The organism is Tatumella morbirosei (genome assembly GCF_000757425.2).
GTDB classification, from domain to species: domain Bacteria; phylum Pseudomonadota; class Gammaproteobacteria; order Enterobacterales; family Enterobacteriaceae; genus Tatumella; species Tatumella morbirosei.
In genome coordinates this window covers 1,035,607-1,050,954 of record NZ_JPKR02000005.1, presented here as the reverse complement: position 1 = coordinate 1,050,954, position 15,348 = coordinate 1,035,607, and the positions used below count along the sequence as shown (strand labels likewise).

The following is a 15,348-nucleotide window of genomic DNA, read 5'->3' as shown; positions in this document are numbered from 1 at the left end:
TTTTGTCGGACTCAGTCAGGGACCGGAACACGATCCCTTTTCTCAGTGATTAGTATTCGCGGCGACGTGCAGCCGGTGCTGCACCTTCTTCACGACGCTGACCACGATGACCTTCACGGTTGCCACCGAAACTACGTCCACCTTCACGGCGATCAGAGAAACGACGTCCGCCTTCGCGACCACCTTCACGCCCGCCATCACGACCACCACGACGAGGTTCACGCGATGACTGAGGTGCATCACCGATCAGTTGCATATTCATCGGTTTATTCAGAATACGGGTCTTGGTAAAGTGCTGCAGGACTTCACCCGGCATACCTTTTGGCAATTCGATCGTTGAGTGAGAACCAAACAGCTTGATGTTACCAATGTAGCGGCTGCTGATATCACCTTCGTTTGCGATAGCACCCACGATGTGGCGAACTTCAACACCGTCATCACGGCCCACTTCAATGCGGTACATCTGCATATCGCCAACGTCACGACGCTCACGACGTGGACGGTCACCCTCACGGTTACCACGACGATCATCACGGTCACGACCACCCCGGTCATCACGATCACGGAATTCACGACGTGGAGGACGTGGTGCATCAGCAGGTACGATTAATGGACGTTCGCCCTGAGCCATTTTCAGCAGTGCTGCGGCCAGAGTCTCCATATCCAGATCTTCCTGCGGAGACAGTTTTTCCAGCAGAGCACGGTACTGATCTAAATCACTGCTTTCCAGTTGTTGCTGCACTCGTTCAGCAAATTTGGTCTGGCGACGGCTGCTCAGCAGTTCTGCGTTAGGCAGTTCTACTTCAGGGATCGTCAGCTTCATGGTGCGTTCGATATTGCGCAGCAGACGACGCTCGCGGTTTTCAACAAACAACAACGCACGACCGGCACGGCCCGCACGGCCCGTACGACCAATACGGTGAACGTATGACTCTGCATCCAGTGGAATGTCATAGTTAACCACCAGGCTGATACGTTCCACATCCAGACCGCGTGCTGCTACGTCGGTAGCAATCAGGATATCCAAACGACCATCTTTCAGGCGTTCCAGAGTCTGTTCACGCAGCGACTGGTTCATGTCACCGTTCAGTGCCGCACTGTTGTAACCGCTACGTTCCAGAGTTTCAGCAATTTCAAGAGTCGCATTTTTGGTACGGACAAAGATAATTGCCGCATCAAAATCTTCAGCTTCCAGGAAACGTACCAGAGCATCACTTTTACGGCCATAAGCAGTCCAGTAAGACTGGCTGATGTCCGGACGGGTCGTGATACTTGACTGGATACGTACTTCCTGTGGATCTTTCATAAAGCGACGGGTGATACGACGAATCGCTTCCGGCATCGTTGCAGAGAACAGTGCCGTCTGATGCCCGTCAGGGATCTGCGCCATAATGGTTTCAACGTCTTCGATGAAGCCCATACGCAGCATTTCATCAGCTTCGTCCAGAACCAGACCACGCAGATTAGACAGGTCCAGAGTCCCGCGCTTCAGGTGATCCAGCAGACGCCCCGGAGTACCGACGACGATCTGTGGCCCCTGACGCAGGGCGCGCAGCTGTACGTCATAACGCTGACCGCCATACAGGGCCAGTACGTTAACGCCACGCATATGTTTAGAAAATTCAGTGGCAGCTTCTGCAACCTGTACCGCCAACTCACGGGTTGGGGCCAGCACCAGGATTTGTGGTGCGCGCAGGGCAGGATCAATGTTGTTCAGCAATGGCAAAGAGAATGCCGCTGTTTTACCACTACCGGTCTGAGCCATACCCAGAACATCACGGCCTTCCAGCAGGTGAGGAATACAGGCCGCCTGGATAGGCGATGGTTTAACGTATCCCATGTCGTTAAGAGCAGACAAAATAGATTCGTTAAGGCCCAGATCAGCAAAAGTGGTTTGAATATCAGTCATGTAGTACACGTGCCTCTTAGATAACGGCGGCCAGTCTACATAACTCGTCATGAAAACTTGCAGTTAGTTTCATTGAAAAGTGTGAACCGGCTCAAATTAGAAGTTTTTGACGAATAAAACGCCCCTCACCCCCAAAGGATGACAGGAAGCATAAACAAAGGGCGTTAAAAAACGTCAGCTATTGCTGGTCGGATTCTGATAAATCGTCTTGTGCCTGGCCAAGTTCAGCCAGTTCCAACAATGCGTATCGGTGTTCAACAAAGTTATTCACGTTGTTGGCAACCGCCAGTTTGAACAACGCTTCTGCGTTGTCCTTCTCCCCCAGACTTAGGTAGTATTTACCTAAATAGAAGTTGGTTTCACTGAGATGTTCAGCGAGCGAGGTGTTATCGGTAGCATCTGCCTGGAGTCTTTCCATCAGTGTTTTTTCACTGATATCACCCAGGTAGAATTCGACAATATTCCATCCCCATTGATCTTTATTCGCCGAGTCATAGCGCTGTTTGAGCGCTACTTTCGCTTTGTCTGCATTCATCTCGCGTTCATCGAGATACAGCCAAAGTGCACGAAAAGGATCATTAGGATCGTCCTTATAGAACGCCAGCAGATCATCTTGCGCTAACTTGTATCGTCCGCCGTAATAGAGGGCGATACCACGGTTTAAATGCGCATAATTGTAAGTTGGATCAAGCTCAAGTACAGAATCAAACGCTTCATAGGCAGAATCAAAATTCCCTGCCTGCGTTAAGTATATACCAAGATAGTTAAATACTTCTGGCATATCTGGTCTGATAGACAGCGCCTGGGAAAAATCGTTCCGTGCGAGTGCCCGCAGACCTAAACTATCATACAACACTCCGCGCTCATATAACAGCTGTGCGCGTTCATCATCGGTGAGGGCACGACTGGCAAGAATTTGTTCCATACGCGCCAGAATAACTTCCTGCTGCAATGTTGGTTGCAGAGGAACGGCAAGAACTTCATTCTTACGCCAATTAGAGCTGCTGCATCCTGCCAGCACCAAAGCTGTCGCAACAAAACCCCAGCGTAAAAAAGGCTTCATTATCCCACTCCCGAATACAAACATTAGGATGAACATCCTGTCATCCGCCTGCCGTGCAAAGGAATCCTGCCCTCGCGATAACATAAATCCGGATCTCCACTCCTGGCAGAGACCCGGATAATCATCGAACGATTAACCCGCGTCAGCCGGGTTAGCCGCAGTCGTTTCTTCTGCCTGCGGTTTTTCGACCGCTTCTTTAATGCTCAGGCGTACACGACCCTGACGATCGACTTCCAGTACCTTGACCGGAACTTCCTGACCCATTTGCAGATAATCTGTCACTTTTTCGACACGCTTGTCAGCGATCTGAGAAATATGTACCAGACCTTCTTTACCACCACCAATCGCGACGAAAGCACCGAAGTCAACAATACGGGTGACTTTACCGTTGTAGACACGGCCAACTTCGATTTCTGCCGTGATTTCTTCAATCCGACGGATAGCTTCTTTCGCTTTGTTACCGTCAGTTGCCGCAATTTTTACGGTACCGTCATCTTCGATTTCAATGGTGGTGCCGGTTTCTTCGGTCAGCGCACGGATAACAGAACCGCCTTTACCGATGACATCTTTGATTTTGTCCGGATTAATACGAATAGTATGAATGCGCGGAGCAAATTCAGAGATTTCAATACGAGGAGTGCTGATAGCCTGTTCCATGGTACCCAGGATATGCAAACGCGCACCTTTCGCCTGGTTCAGAGCTACCTGCATGATCTCGCGGGTAATCCCTTCGATTTTGATGTCCATCTGCAGTGCAGTGACACCTTCACGGCTACCGGCGACTTTAAAGTCCATATCACCCAGGTGATCTTCGTCACCCAGGATATCGGACAGAACAACAAAGCGCTCACCGTCTTTCACCAGGCCCATTGCAATACCTGCAACAGCGGCTTTAATCGGCACACCGGCATCCATCAGCGCCAGAGAGGCACCACAGACAGAAGCCATTGAAGATGAACCGTTAGATTCGGTAATTTCAGAAACCACACGCACGGTATACGGGAAAGCATCGGCTTTCGGCATCACTGCCAGTACACCACGTTTCGCTAAACGGCCATGGCCGATTTCACGACGCTTCGGAGAACCGACCATCCCTGTTTCACCTACAGAGTACGGAGGGAAGTTGTAGTGGAACAGGAAGCTGTCAGTTCTTTCACCCATCAGCTCATCCAGGTTCTGCGCATCACGGGTAGTCCCCAGAGTCGCTGTCACCAGCGCCTGAGTTTCACCACGGGTAAACAGAGCAGAACCGTGGGTACGAGGCAGAACACCGGTACGCACATCCAGACCACGAACCATGTCTTTTTCACGACCATCGATACGCGGCTCACCGTTCAGAATACGCACACGAACGACATTTTTCTCGATAGCATGCAGCAGATCACTGATTTCGCCTTCATCCAGTGTTTCGTCTTCGGCTAACAGTGCAGCAGTAGTTTCGCTCTTGATCAGGTTAACCTGCTCATAACGTTCCTGCTTCTCAGTGATACGGTAAGCATCACTCAGGCGTGCTTCCGCTAACGCAGAAATGCGAGAGTTCAGCGCTTCGTTGGCGGCTTCAGGCTGCCAGTCCCAGCGAGGTTTGCCCGCTTCGGCAACCAGTGCCTTGATGTTTTCGATAACTACCTGCTGTTGCTCGTGTCCAAAGACCACAGCGCCCAGCATTTGCTCTTCGCTCAGGATATCGGCTTCAGATTCCACCATCAGTACCGCATTTTCGGTACCGGCAACCACCAGATCCAGACGGGTTTTCGCCATCTCATCGGTAGTCGGGTTCAGGACATACTGATCGTTGATGTAACCCACACGGGCTGCACCAATCGGTCCGTTAAACGGAATACCAGACAGAGACAGTGCTGCAGAAGCACCGATCATCGCGACGATATCAGGGTTAACCTGTGGGTTAACAGAAACCACGGTAGCAATGACCTGGACTTCGTTGACGAAGCCTTCAGGGAACAGCGGACGAACCGGACGGTCAATCAGACGAGCAATCAGCGTTTCGCCTTCACTCGGACGCCCTTCACGACGGAAGAAGCTTCCCGGAATACGACCAGCAGCATAAGTACGCTCCTGATAGTTCACCGTTAACGGGAAGAAGTCCTGACCTGGTTTCGCTTTTTTCTGACCCACTACGGTAACAAACACGCAGGTGTCATCAATGCTTGCCATGACTGCGGCAGTCGCCTGACGGGCCATCATACCGGTTTCCAGTGTTACGGTATGCTGACCATACTGAAATTTACGTACAATCGGATTCAGCAAAGTTTAGATCCTTTAATTTTAGTGCAGATGCCTTTTCTCAGGCTCTCTGTAGTATGGGTTTCGATCTCTTAGCATCCTCGCGACTAATGACAAATCTTGTCCTGCAGATGGCCAGATAAGATTTCTCATTAGCCGCGCGAATCGTGCGTATAAAGATCACTCACGTTAACAATACATGAGTTTTAACAGAAATACTGCCAGTCGCCCGAAAAAAGGGGCCATAAAGGCCCCCTTTTCGCGAAACTCGCTCAAATTTTTTCTTCGGATACTCACCGGCAGCAAAGCACAGTGCCAACCCTCGAAAAAATTCGTCAGACTTAGCGACGCAGACCCAGATTTTCGATCAGGCTGGTGTAACGTGCTACATCTTTACGCTTCAGGTAATCCAGCAGTTTACGACGCTGGGAAACCATGCGCAGCAGACCGCGACGGCTGTGGTGGTCTTTTTTGTGCTCAGAAAAGTGACCCTGCAGGTGGTTAATCTGTGCAGTCAGCAGAGCAACCTGAACTTCAGTTGAACCACTGTCATTGGTACCACGACCGTATTTAGCAACGATCTCTGCTTTAGCTTCTACGCTTAGAGACATAATAAACTCCAGTATATGTTTGATTTCAGGTTGCCGATCTCTAATTCAGCTCCCCACTTTAAAGCCGCGCCATTCTACTCTGCGGCAGGCATGAGTGCAATTAACTCAGTCGAAATATTCAACGACCAGCCGGCGAGGTGCCACACGCCCCTGGTCATCAATCTCGGCCATACCAATAAATTTGCCGTGCTCACCTTCGCTCACCCGAACCAGGCCATCGGCCGGCGCACCGGCAATCTGTACCGGCTGTCCGAGTTTAAACCAGTGGCTGACTGACTCCGGCAGATTGACCAGCGGATAGGCTTCCGCCGGACTGTCCATCGGCATCAGTAATGCATCCAGGCGCTCTGCAGGATATCCGCCCAGTTCATCCGGCTCTGCCAATGCCTGTAGCTGTTCCAGCGTGACCATTCTGTCGGTGGGATATCCGGCAACCTGAACACGGCGCAACATAGTCACATGCGCCCCGCAGCCCAGCTTTTCACCCAGATCATCAATAATGGTCCGGATATAGGTTCCTTTAGAACAGTGAATCTCCAGCTCCAGTTCATTACCTTCATGCCGGATAAACAGCAATTCATAAACCGTTATTGGCCGTGGCTCACGCTCAATGGTGATCCCCTGACGGGCATACTCATACAGCGGCCGTCCCTGATGTTTCAGTGCTGAAAACATCGAAGGTACCTGCAGAGTTTCCCCGCGAAAACTGTCCAGTGCCTGTTGCAATATGTCAGGGGTGAACACAACCGGTCGTTCCTGCACCACATTACCATCAGCATCGGAAGTGTCGGTACGCTGACCCAGACGGGCAATCACGCGGTAGCGCTTATCAGAATCGAGCAGGTAACGGGAAAATTTGGTCGCTTCACCCAGGCAAACTGGCAGCATGCCAGTCGCCAGCGGGTCCAGCGCTCCGGTATGCCCGGCTCTGTTGGCGTTATAAATACGTTTTACTTTTTGCAGCAGATCATTGGAGGATATTCCGGTAGGTTTATCCAGCAACAGCACGCCATGGATATCACGGCCACGGCGACGGGGACGTCCCATTACTCCTCCCCGTGCTCTTCAGGGGTATCACCGCGACGTTCATTATCCTGTTTAACAACACGGCTGACCAGGTTTGACATGCGCATCCCTTCCACCAGTGAGTTGTCATAGAAGAATGTCAGTTCCGGTACAATACGCAGGCGCATCGCTTTCCCAAGTAGGGTGCGGATAAATCCGGAGGCATCCTGCAATGCTTTGACTCCACCTTTAACGGCATCTTCATCTTTATCATTCAGAAACGTGACGAATACTTTGGCATAGGCAAGATCACGCGAGACTTCCACGCTCGATACCGTCACCATGAGTCCGACACGCGGATCTTTGATTTCACGCTGAATAATCAACGCAATTTCTTTTTGCAGTTCCTGAGCAACGCGCTGGGAACGGCCGAATTCTTTGGCCATATTTTGGCTCCTTTCAAATAATTCGGGAGGCCAGCGGCCTCCCAAATCGTCTTAACCCGGTAACGATTAATCGATAGTCCGTTTGATCTCAATAACTTCAAACACTTCGATAGAATCGCCGGCGCGAACATCATTGTAGTTCTTCACACCGATACCACATTCCATGCCATTACGGACTTCGTTAACGTCATCTTTGAAGCGACGCAGGGATTCCAGCTCACCTTCATAGATAACCACGTTGTCACGCAGAACACGGATTGGATTATGACGTTTAACCACACCTTCGGTCACCATACAACCTGCAATGGCACCAAACTTAGGTGATTTAAACACATCACGAACTTCTGCCAGACCGATAATCTGCTGTTTGTATTCCGGTGCCAGCATGCCGCTCATGGCTGCTTTAACTTCGTCGATCAGGTTATAGATGACGGAGTAGTAGCGCAGATCCAGACTCTCGGATTCGATGACCCGGCGAGCGGAAGCATCAGCACGAACGTTAAAGCCCAGTACGATAGCATTAGAAGCCGCTGCCAGCGTAGCATCAGTTTCGGTAATCCCACCGACACCTGAACCGACAATCTTCACTTTAACTTCATCGGTAGACAGTTTCAGTAACGAGTCAGCAATAGCTTCTACCGACCCCTGTACGTCTGCTTTCAGTACGATATTCAGTTCAGATACATCACCGTCGGTCATGTTCGCAAACATGTTTTCCAGTTTAGATTTCTGCTGACGAGCCAGTTTAACTTCACGGAATTTACCCTGACGATACAGAGCAACTTCACGGGCTTTCTTCTCATCACGTACCACTGTCGCTTCATCACCCGCCGCAGGAACACCTGACAGACCGAGGATTTCGACCGGAATGGATGGACCCGCTTCCTGAACATCCTGACCCAGTTCGTTACGCATTGCACGAACACGTCCATACTCAAAACCACACAGAACGATATCGCCTTTGTTCAGAGTACCGGAACGTACCAGAACCGTCGCCACCGGACCACGACCTTTGTCCAGGAAAGACTCGATAACAACACCACTGGCCATACCGCTGCGAACTGCGGTCAGTTCCAGAACTTCAGCCTGCAACAGGATTGCCTGCAGCAGATCATCAACCCCGGTACCTGCTTTTGCAGAAACGTTGACGAACATATTTTCGCCGCCCCACTCTTCCGGAATAATTCCGTACTGAGTCAGCTCATTTTTCACCCGATCCGGATCAGCATCAGGCTTATCAATTTTGTTGACGGCAACCACCACCGGTACATTCGCGGCTTTCGCATGCTGAATAGCTTCGACTGTCTGAGGCATAACACCATCATCAGCGGCAACGACCAGGATAACGATATCCGTAGCCTGAGCACCACGGGCACGCATGGCGGTAAACGCGGCGTGGCCCGGGGTATCCAGGAAGGTGATCATCCCGTTTTCAGTTTCAACGTGGTAAGCACCGATATGCTGAGTAATACCACCGGCTTCGCCGGAAGCAATTTTCGCGGAACGAATGTAGTCCAGCAGAGACGTTTTACCGTGGTCAACGTGACCCATAATGGTCACGACAGGCGCACGTGATTCAGCTTCAGTATTTCCACCGGTATCACGGTCACTCATCACGGCTTCTTCCAACTCGTTCTCACGACGCAGGATGACTTTATGACCCATTTCTTCGGCAACCAGTTGAGCAGTTTCCTGGTCGATAACCTGGTTAATCGTTGCCATGGCACCCAGTTTCATCATGGCTTTGATGACCTGAGAACCTTTAACGGCCATTTTGTTCGCCAGTTCGGCCACAGTGACAGTTTCACCGATCACTACATCGCGGTTAACCACCTGGGCTGGCTTATTAAAGCCCTGCTGCAGGGCGCTGCCCTTACGGTGTTTTCCACCTTTGCCGCCACGAATCGCTGCACGTGCTTCTTCACGGTCAGTTTTCGCTTCGGAATGTTTGTTACTTTTCTTAGCCCGCGAGCTTTTGGTAGCAGTACGCCCGCGACCACGGCCACCTTCTACCTGGCGGTCATTTTCGTCTTCAGCCTGACGCGCATGAGTGGAAGTAGTCACGTGATAGTCAGAAGCATCTTCGGCTTCAACCGGCTTCTGCCACTCGTCGCCTTTCTCTTCTGCCAGTCTGCGGGCTTCTTCCGCAATGCGTTTTGCATCAGCTTCCAGCTTACGGCGCGCTTCTTCTTCGGTTTTACGCTTGAGTTCAGCGGCTTCCGCTTCGCGACGGGCTTTTTCTGATGGCGCTGCCTGGGTCATATCGTTCTTTTGTTGATTGGTCACTGTTTTTGTTTCCGCAGCTACACGTTTGGCTTTTTCTTCTGCCTCACGCTTAGCTTTATCTTCAGCTTCACGTTTCGCTTTTTCTTCAGCAGCACGTTTGGCTTTTTCTTCTGCCTCACGGCGTGCCGTCTCTTCCGCTTCACGCTGTGCCTGCGCTTCTGCTTCTGCCTGGCGTTCAGCTTCGGCATCATCTTTCACATAGGTACGCTTTTTGCGGACTTCAATTTGCACCGATTTACTTTTACCCCCGGTGCCAGGAATATTCAAGGTGCTACGTGTTTTGCGTTGCAAAGTGAGTTTACCTGAATCGGCATTTCCATGCTCACGATTCAGATATGACAGTAAACTTTGTTTTTCCTGTTCAGTCACAGAATCATTTTCAGATTTTGAGATCCCTGCGTCAGCCAGTTGCTGTACCAGACGATCCACAGGCGTTTCAATTTCTGCAGCCAGCGATTTTACAGTTACATCAGTCATGCTGTTCCTTCCTGTTTGTTACGCGTCACCGCCGAACCAGCAGATATTACGTGCGGCCATAATCAGCTCGCCGGCTTTCTCTGCAGAAAGCTCTTCAATATCTGTCAGGTCATCAATACCCTGTTCAGCTAAATCTTCCAGAGTACTGACGCCTTTTGCCGCCAGACGATAAGCCAGATCTTTATCCATCCCCTGCAATGCCAGTAAGTCATCAGCAGGTTTCTGGTTACCCAGACTCTCTTCTTTGGCCAACGCCAGGGTGGTCAACGCATTTTTAGCTCGTTCACGCAGAGCCTCTACCATATCTTCGTCGAGCCCGTCTATTTCCAGCAGCTCATTCACCGGCACATACGCCAGTTCTTCCAGGGTAGAGAATCCTTCTTCGACCAGTGCAGTGGCGAAGTCCTCGTCAATATCGAGGTGTTTTGTGAACATATCGATGGCTGCATGAGCTTCTGCCTGGTGTTTCGCCTGCAGGTCATCAACCGTCATCACGTTCAGTTCCCAACCGCTCAGCTGAGAGGCTAAACGTACGTTCTGGCCGTTACGGCCGATCGCCTGAGCCAGATTGCCGGCTTCAACAGCGATATCCATGGTGTGATTGTCTTCATCCACCACAATGGAGGCGACATCAGCAGGGGCCATGGCATTAATAACAAACTGTGCCGGATTATCATCCCACAGCACGATATCGATACGCTCACCGCCCAGTTCGCTGGAAACGGCCTGCACACGAGCCCCGCGCATACCTACACAGGCGCCTACCGGGTCGATACGTTTGTCATTCGTTTTTACTGCGATTTTGGCACGTGAACCCGGATCACGGGCTGCGCCTTTAATTTCAATCACTTCTTCGCCAATTTCCGGCACTTCAATGCGGAACAGCTCTTTAAGCATTTCCGGCTTAGAGCGGCTGACGAACAGTTGAGCACCACGGGCTTCCGGACGCACTGCGTACAAAATTCCACGGATACGGTCACCCGGACGGAAGTTTTCCCGCGGCAGCATATCTTCACGGATAATTACCGCTTCAGCACTGGTCGCAGAGCCATCGGTCGGACGCACTTCCAGGGAAATATTGTCACGGTTAACTTTCTTCACCACACCGGTGATGATTTCACCTTCCTGCTCGCGGAACTGGTCAACAACCTGGGCACGCTCGGCTTCACGTACCTTTTGTACAATAACCTGTTTCGCCGTCTGGGTCGTAATACGGTCAAAAACAACAGATTCAATCTGGTCTTCAACATAATCGCCAGGAGTGAGGCTTTCGTCTTCGAACTGAGCGGCTTCCAGCGTAATTTCGCGGGTCGGCAGAGTCACTTCGTCAACTACCAGCCAACGACGGAAGGTATCAAAGTCACCACTTTTACGATCAATACAAACACGAACATCAATTTCCTGTTCGTATTTTTTCTTGGTTGCCGTTGCAAGCGCACTTTCCAGCGCTTCAAAAATTTTTTCGCGCGGCAGGGATTTCTCGTTAGAAACGGCTTCTACAACAGCTAAGATTTCTTTGTTCATCCTGGTTAGCCTCAATCCGGACGTTTAAAAATGGGGGACCAGATTCGCTTTCTGAATATTACTCAGCGCGAACACTTCATCATTACCCTCGACGGTCACGGTCACCATTTCACCTTCTACAGCTTTAATGATGCCCTGCCACTTACGGCGGTTTCGTACCGCAATCCGCAACACCAGACTTACCTCATCGCCGGTAAAACGCTGATAGTGTGCTGCGTTAAACAACGGTCTTTCCAGACCCGGTGATGAAACTTCAAGGTTATACGCCACCGTAATCGGATCTTCGACATCCATTACAGCGCTGACCTGGCGGCTGACATCAGCACAATCATCAACGTTGATACCATTCTCACTGTCGATATAGATGCGCAGCGTCGAAACACGGCCGCGAACAAACTCAATACCGACCAGTTCGTAGCCAAGCGCTTCAACCGGAGCGGTAACTAATTCGGTTAATTTTTGCTCTAATGTGGACAAGCCCACCCCCAAGACATAAAAAAAGGGCATAAAGCCCAAAATCACTATTACCTGATAATAAAAAACCCCGAATATTCGGGGCTTTTTATCACTGGACCCTGTGTTTGTCGATCTGTGACAAAACACATACCAAAAGAATTTTTTTCAAAACCAGGTAAATACGGAGACCTGTTAGTATTTTGAAAAACAACTCTAAGGGAAAGTGGTTGCGGGGGCCGGATTTGAACCGACGACCTTCGGGTTATGAGCCCGACGAGCTACCAGGCTGCTCCACCCCGCGTCCGAAATCGTGGCGAATTTTACGCCGAACATGCAAAAAATGCAAGTTAAACTGAACTGGTACCGAGGACGGGACTTGAACCCGTAAGCCCTAATGGGCACTACCACCTCAAGGTAGCGTGTCTACCAATTCCACCACCTCGGTACTGCTTAAGACGACGGACAAATCATTCGTCGAAAGTAGGATTACTGCTGTTTACTGCGGGATATCACTACCTGGTACTACCGGTTTGGCTGGCTGTTGAGTCTGTTCAGACTTAGCAGGAGCACTCAGATTATCCCACTCACTTCCTTTGGCAGTTTTATTCGTGTTCAGGTTGCCAAGCAGCAGACTAATGATAAAGAACAGCGCAGCCAGAATGCCGGTCATACGAGTCATAAAGTTACCTGACCCATTAGATCCAAACAATGTTCCTGACGCACCAGCACCAAAAGATGCACCCATATCAGCGCCTTTACCTTGCTGCAGCATCACCATAGCTACCAGGCTGACTGCTATCAGAAGGAAAATAACTAAAAGAGCTTCGTACATAATTAACCTGTTTCCTTGCACGCTACCGTACAGTTAAAACTTCACCAGGCGCCAATGGATATATCCACACCCATCAGAAGCGGGTCTGAATACTAACCAATGGCGACACGCTCTGCAAGAGCAATTTACTGCACTTTTTTCGTTTGGTGATAAAAACAGCAGGTGATGACAATTATCGCCGTTACTTTACCAAAAACACCCGTTTTTAGCCTGAACACAGGGGGCAGCCAGCGGTTATCCGGCTACACCCTGAGATTATCAAACCGCTTTAACCGCATCGGCAATTCGGTTAGCCAGCAATGTGACCTGCTGACGATCTTCACCTTCGACCATCACGCGAATCAAGGGTTCTGTGCCGGATTTACGTAACAACACTCTGCCCCGCCCCGCCAGTTCTTTCTCCACTGTGTCAGTGGCCTGTTTCACAGACTCCGCCGTCAGCGGATCTTTCTCACCGCTGAAACGCACATTCACCAATACCTGCGGTAGCAATTTCATGCCACTGCACAGATCGTGCAGGCTCATATGGTTACGAACCATGGCTGTCAGCACCTGCAAACCGGCCACAATACCATCACCGGTGGTCGTTTTATCCAGCAGGATAACGTGTCCGGAATTCTCGGCACCCAGCTGCCAGCCTTTTTCCTGCAGTTTTTCCAGAACATAGCGGTCCCCCACTTTTGCCCTGGCAAACGGGATACCCAGCTGTTTAAGCGCTAACTCCAGACCCATATTGCTCATCAGGGTACCCACAACCCCACCACGTAATTTCCCCTGACGGAGTTTCTCACGCGCTACGATATACAAAATCTGGTCTCCGTCGACCTGATTACCTTCGTGGTCGACCATCATAATCCGGTCTCCGTCACCATCATAGGCAATACCGAGTTGTGCCTGTTCATCCAGTACCCGCTTTTGCAACAGCCGCAGGTCGGTAGCACCACACTCCTTATTGATATTCATGCCGTCGGGCTGAGCAGCAATGGTAATCACCTCGGCTCCCAGTTCACGCAGCACGTTAGGGGCAATGTGGTAGGTAGCACCATTGGCACAATCGACAACGATTTTCATACCATTAAGATTCAGCTCACTCGGAAACGTCCCCTTGCAGAATTCGATATAACGCCCGGCAGCATCGACAATCCTGCTGGCACGACCGAGTTCTGCGGAAGGTACGCAGGTGATGGTCTTTTCCATCTCCAGCTCAATCGCGGCTTCCACATCATCGGGTAACTTAGTCCCTTCGGTCGAGAAGAACTTTATGCCGTTATCATCAAAAGGGTTATGTGAAGCAGAAATCACGATCCCTGCTTCGGCACGGAAGGTCCGGGTAAGATAGGCGATGGCCGGGGTTGGCATTGGGCCGGTAAATGCTGCCGATAAACCTGCGGCTGCCAGTCCGGCTTCCAATGCAGATTCCAGCATATAGCCGGAAATACGGGTGTCTTTACCGATGATGATTTTTTTTGAACCGTGACGGGCCAGCACTTTTCCGGCGGCCCAGCCCAGTTTCAGGACAAAATCTGGCGTAATCGGCGCTTCTCCAACCTTGCCACGTATTCCATCGGTGCCGAAATATTTACGCTCACTCATATTGTTATCCTTTCGCTCTTAATGTGGCTTCTGCAACCCGTATTGCTTCAACGGTTTCTTTAACATCATGCACACGGAGAATTTGCGCTCCCTGCATCGCAGCAATGACAGCGCAAGCTAGGCTGCCATTCAGACGTTGTGACGGCCCGACATTTAATAACTGACCTATCATCGATTTTCTGGACATTCCTGCCAACAGTGGTAATCCGAAATGATGGAAATGGCTCAGGTTAGCCAGCAACTGGTAATTATGCGCCAGTGTTTTACCAAAACCATAACCCGGGTCGAGTATCAGGTTCTGTTTTTGTATGCCTCCGGCGAGGCAGCGTTCAATCTGTTCAGCAAAAAAACGGTCCACTTCGGCCACGACATCATCATACTCAGGCGCCTGCTGCATGGTTTTTGGCTGCCCCTGCATATGCATAATGCAGACAGGTAATCCGGTTTCGGCGGCTGCCGACAGTGCACCTGGCATCTGTAATGCCCGGATATCGTTAATCAGATGAGCCCCTGCCCGTGCAGATTCACGTATCACCTCTGGACGGGAAGTATCCACCGAGATCCAGACTTCGAAACGGCGGGCAATTTCAGTCACCACAGGAATCACCCGCTCCAGTTCTTCTTCTACACTGACATCAGCTGCCCCCGGGCGGGTCGATTCTCCTCCGACATCAATGATAGTCGCGCCGGCATTGACCATTTCATTGGTGTGGGTGATAGCATCGGTCAATGTCGCATGGCTGCCACCATCCGAAAATGAATCAGGGGTGATATTCAGAATTCCCATCACATGAGGAAATGAAAGGTCAAGTTCAGAATCCCTGGCGTACAACTTCATCAGATGGTCTCCCGGCAACAAAAATCAGCAAAAAAAACCCCGGACCAGCCGGGGTTGTATTTTAACG

13 protein-coding genes and 2 tRNA genes are annotated in these 15,348 nt (G+C 50.7%); all 15 read right to left on the bottom strand.

Annotated features, from left to right (window positions below; translation table 11 throughout):
* Positions 1–49 precede the first annotated feature (49 nt).
* Complete coding sequence (locus HA49_RS20510; protein WP_038016944.1) at positions 50–1,909, bottom strand: DEAD/DEAH family ATP-dependent RNA helicase; 1,860 nt, start codon at positions 1,907–1,909, stop codon at positions 50–52.
* 16 nt (positions 1,910–1,925) lie between these two features.
* Positions 1,926–1,982 (bottom strand): protein YrbN, encoded by a 57-nt coding sequence (gene yrbN, locus HA49_RS22100; protein WP_156994705.1) that lies wholly within the window; start codon positions 1,980–1,982, stop codon positions 1,926–1,928.
* Positions 1,983–2,087: 105 nt separating this feature from the next.
* Positions 2,088–2,972: a lipoprotein NlpI gene (gene nlpI / locus HA49_RS20505; protein WP_038016971.1), complete on the bottom strand. Its 885-nt coding sequence runs from the start codon at positions 2,970–2,972 to the stop codon at positions 2,088–2,090.
* 132 nt (positions 2,973–3,104) lie between these two features.
* Positions 3,105–5,237, bottom strand: coding sequence for a polyribonucleotide nucleotidyltransferase (gene pnp / locus HA49_RS20500; protein ID WP_038016941.1), 2,133 nt, complete (start codon positions 5,235–5,237; stop codon positions 3,105–3,107).
* Between the two features lie 317 nt (positions 5,238–5,554).
* A complete protein-coding gene (rpsO, locus tag HA49_RS20495; RefSeq protein ID WP_038016938.1) occupies positions 5,555–5,824 on the bottom strand; it encodes a 30S ribosomal protein S15 in 270 nt (89 codons plus the stop codon).
* Between the two features lie 105 nt (positions 5,825–5,929).
* On the bottom strand, positions 5,930–6,871 hold the full coding sequence (truB, locus tag HA49_RS20490) for a tRNA pseudouridine(55) synthase TruB (RefSeq protein WP_038016935.1): 942 nt from the start codon (positions 6,869–6,871) through the stop codon (positions 5,930–5,932).
* Positions 6,871–7,275: a 30S ribosome-binding factor RbfA gene (gene rbfA / locus HA49_RS20485; RefSeq protein WP_038016933.1), complete on the bottom strand. Its 405-nt coding sequence runs from the start codon at positions 7,273–7,275 to the stop codon at positions 6,871–6,873. Before rbfA ends, truB begins: the two co-directional genes overlap by 1 nt.
* Positions 7,276–7,341: 66 nt before the next feature.
* On the bottom strand, positions 7,342–10,038 hold the full coding sequence (gene infB / locus HA49_RS20480) for a translation initiation factor IF-2 (RefSeq protein WP_038016931.1): 2,697 nt from the start codon (positions 10,036–10,038) through the stop codon (positions 7,342–7,344).
* A gap of 18 nt (positions 10,039–10,056) precedes the next feature.
* Complete coding sequence (nusA, locus tag HA49_RS20475) at positions 10,057–11,562, bottom strand: transcription termination factor NusA (protein ID WP_038016929.1); 1,506 nt, start codon at positions 11,560–11,562, stop codon at positions 10,057–10,059.
* A 24-nt stretch (positions 11,563–11,586) separates the two neighbouring features.
* A complete protein-coding gene (gene rimP, locus HA49_RS20470) occupies positions 11,587–12,039 on the bottom strand; it encodes a ribosome maturation factor RimP (RefSeq protein WP_038016969.1) in 453 nt (150 codons plus the stop codon).
* A 203-nt stretch (positions 12,040–12,242) separates the two neighbouring features.
* Positions 12,243–12,319: transfer RNA gene (locus tag HA49_RS20465), tRNA-Met, on the bottom strand.
* 57 nt (positions 12,320–12,376) lie between these two features.
* Positions 12,377–12,463 (bottom strand) — tRNA-Leu (locus tag HA49_RS20460).
* Positions 12,464–12,514: 51 nt separating this feature from the next.
* Complete coding sequence (gene secG, locus HA49_RS20455; protein ID WP_038016927.1) at positions 12,515–12,850, bottom strand: preprotein translocase subunit SecG; 336 nt, start codon at positions 12,848–12,850, stop codon at positions 12,515–12,517.
* Positions 12,851–13,108: 258 nt separating this feature from the next.
* Positions 13,109–14,443: a phosphoglucosamine mutase gene (gene glmM, locus HA49_RS20450; RefSeq protein WP_038016925.1), complete on the bottom strand. Its 1,335-nt coding sequence runs from the start codon at positions 14,441–14,443 to the stop codon at positions 13,109–13,111.
* 4 nt (positions 14,444–14,447) lie between these two features.
* Positions 14,448–15,281 carry a dihydropteroate synthase gene (gene folP / locus HA49_RS20445; protein ID WP_038016922.1) on the bottom strand — a complete coding sequence of 278 codons (834 nt, stop codon included), beginning with the start codon at positions 15,279–15,281 and terminating at the stop codon, positions 14,448–14,450.
* Positions 15,282–15,348: the final 67 nt, after the last annotated feature.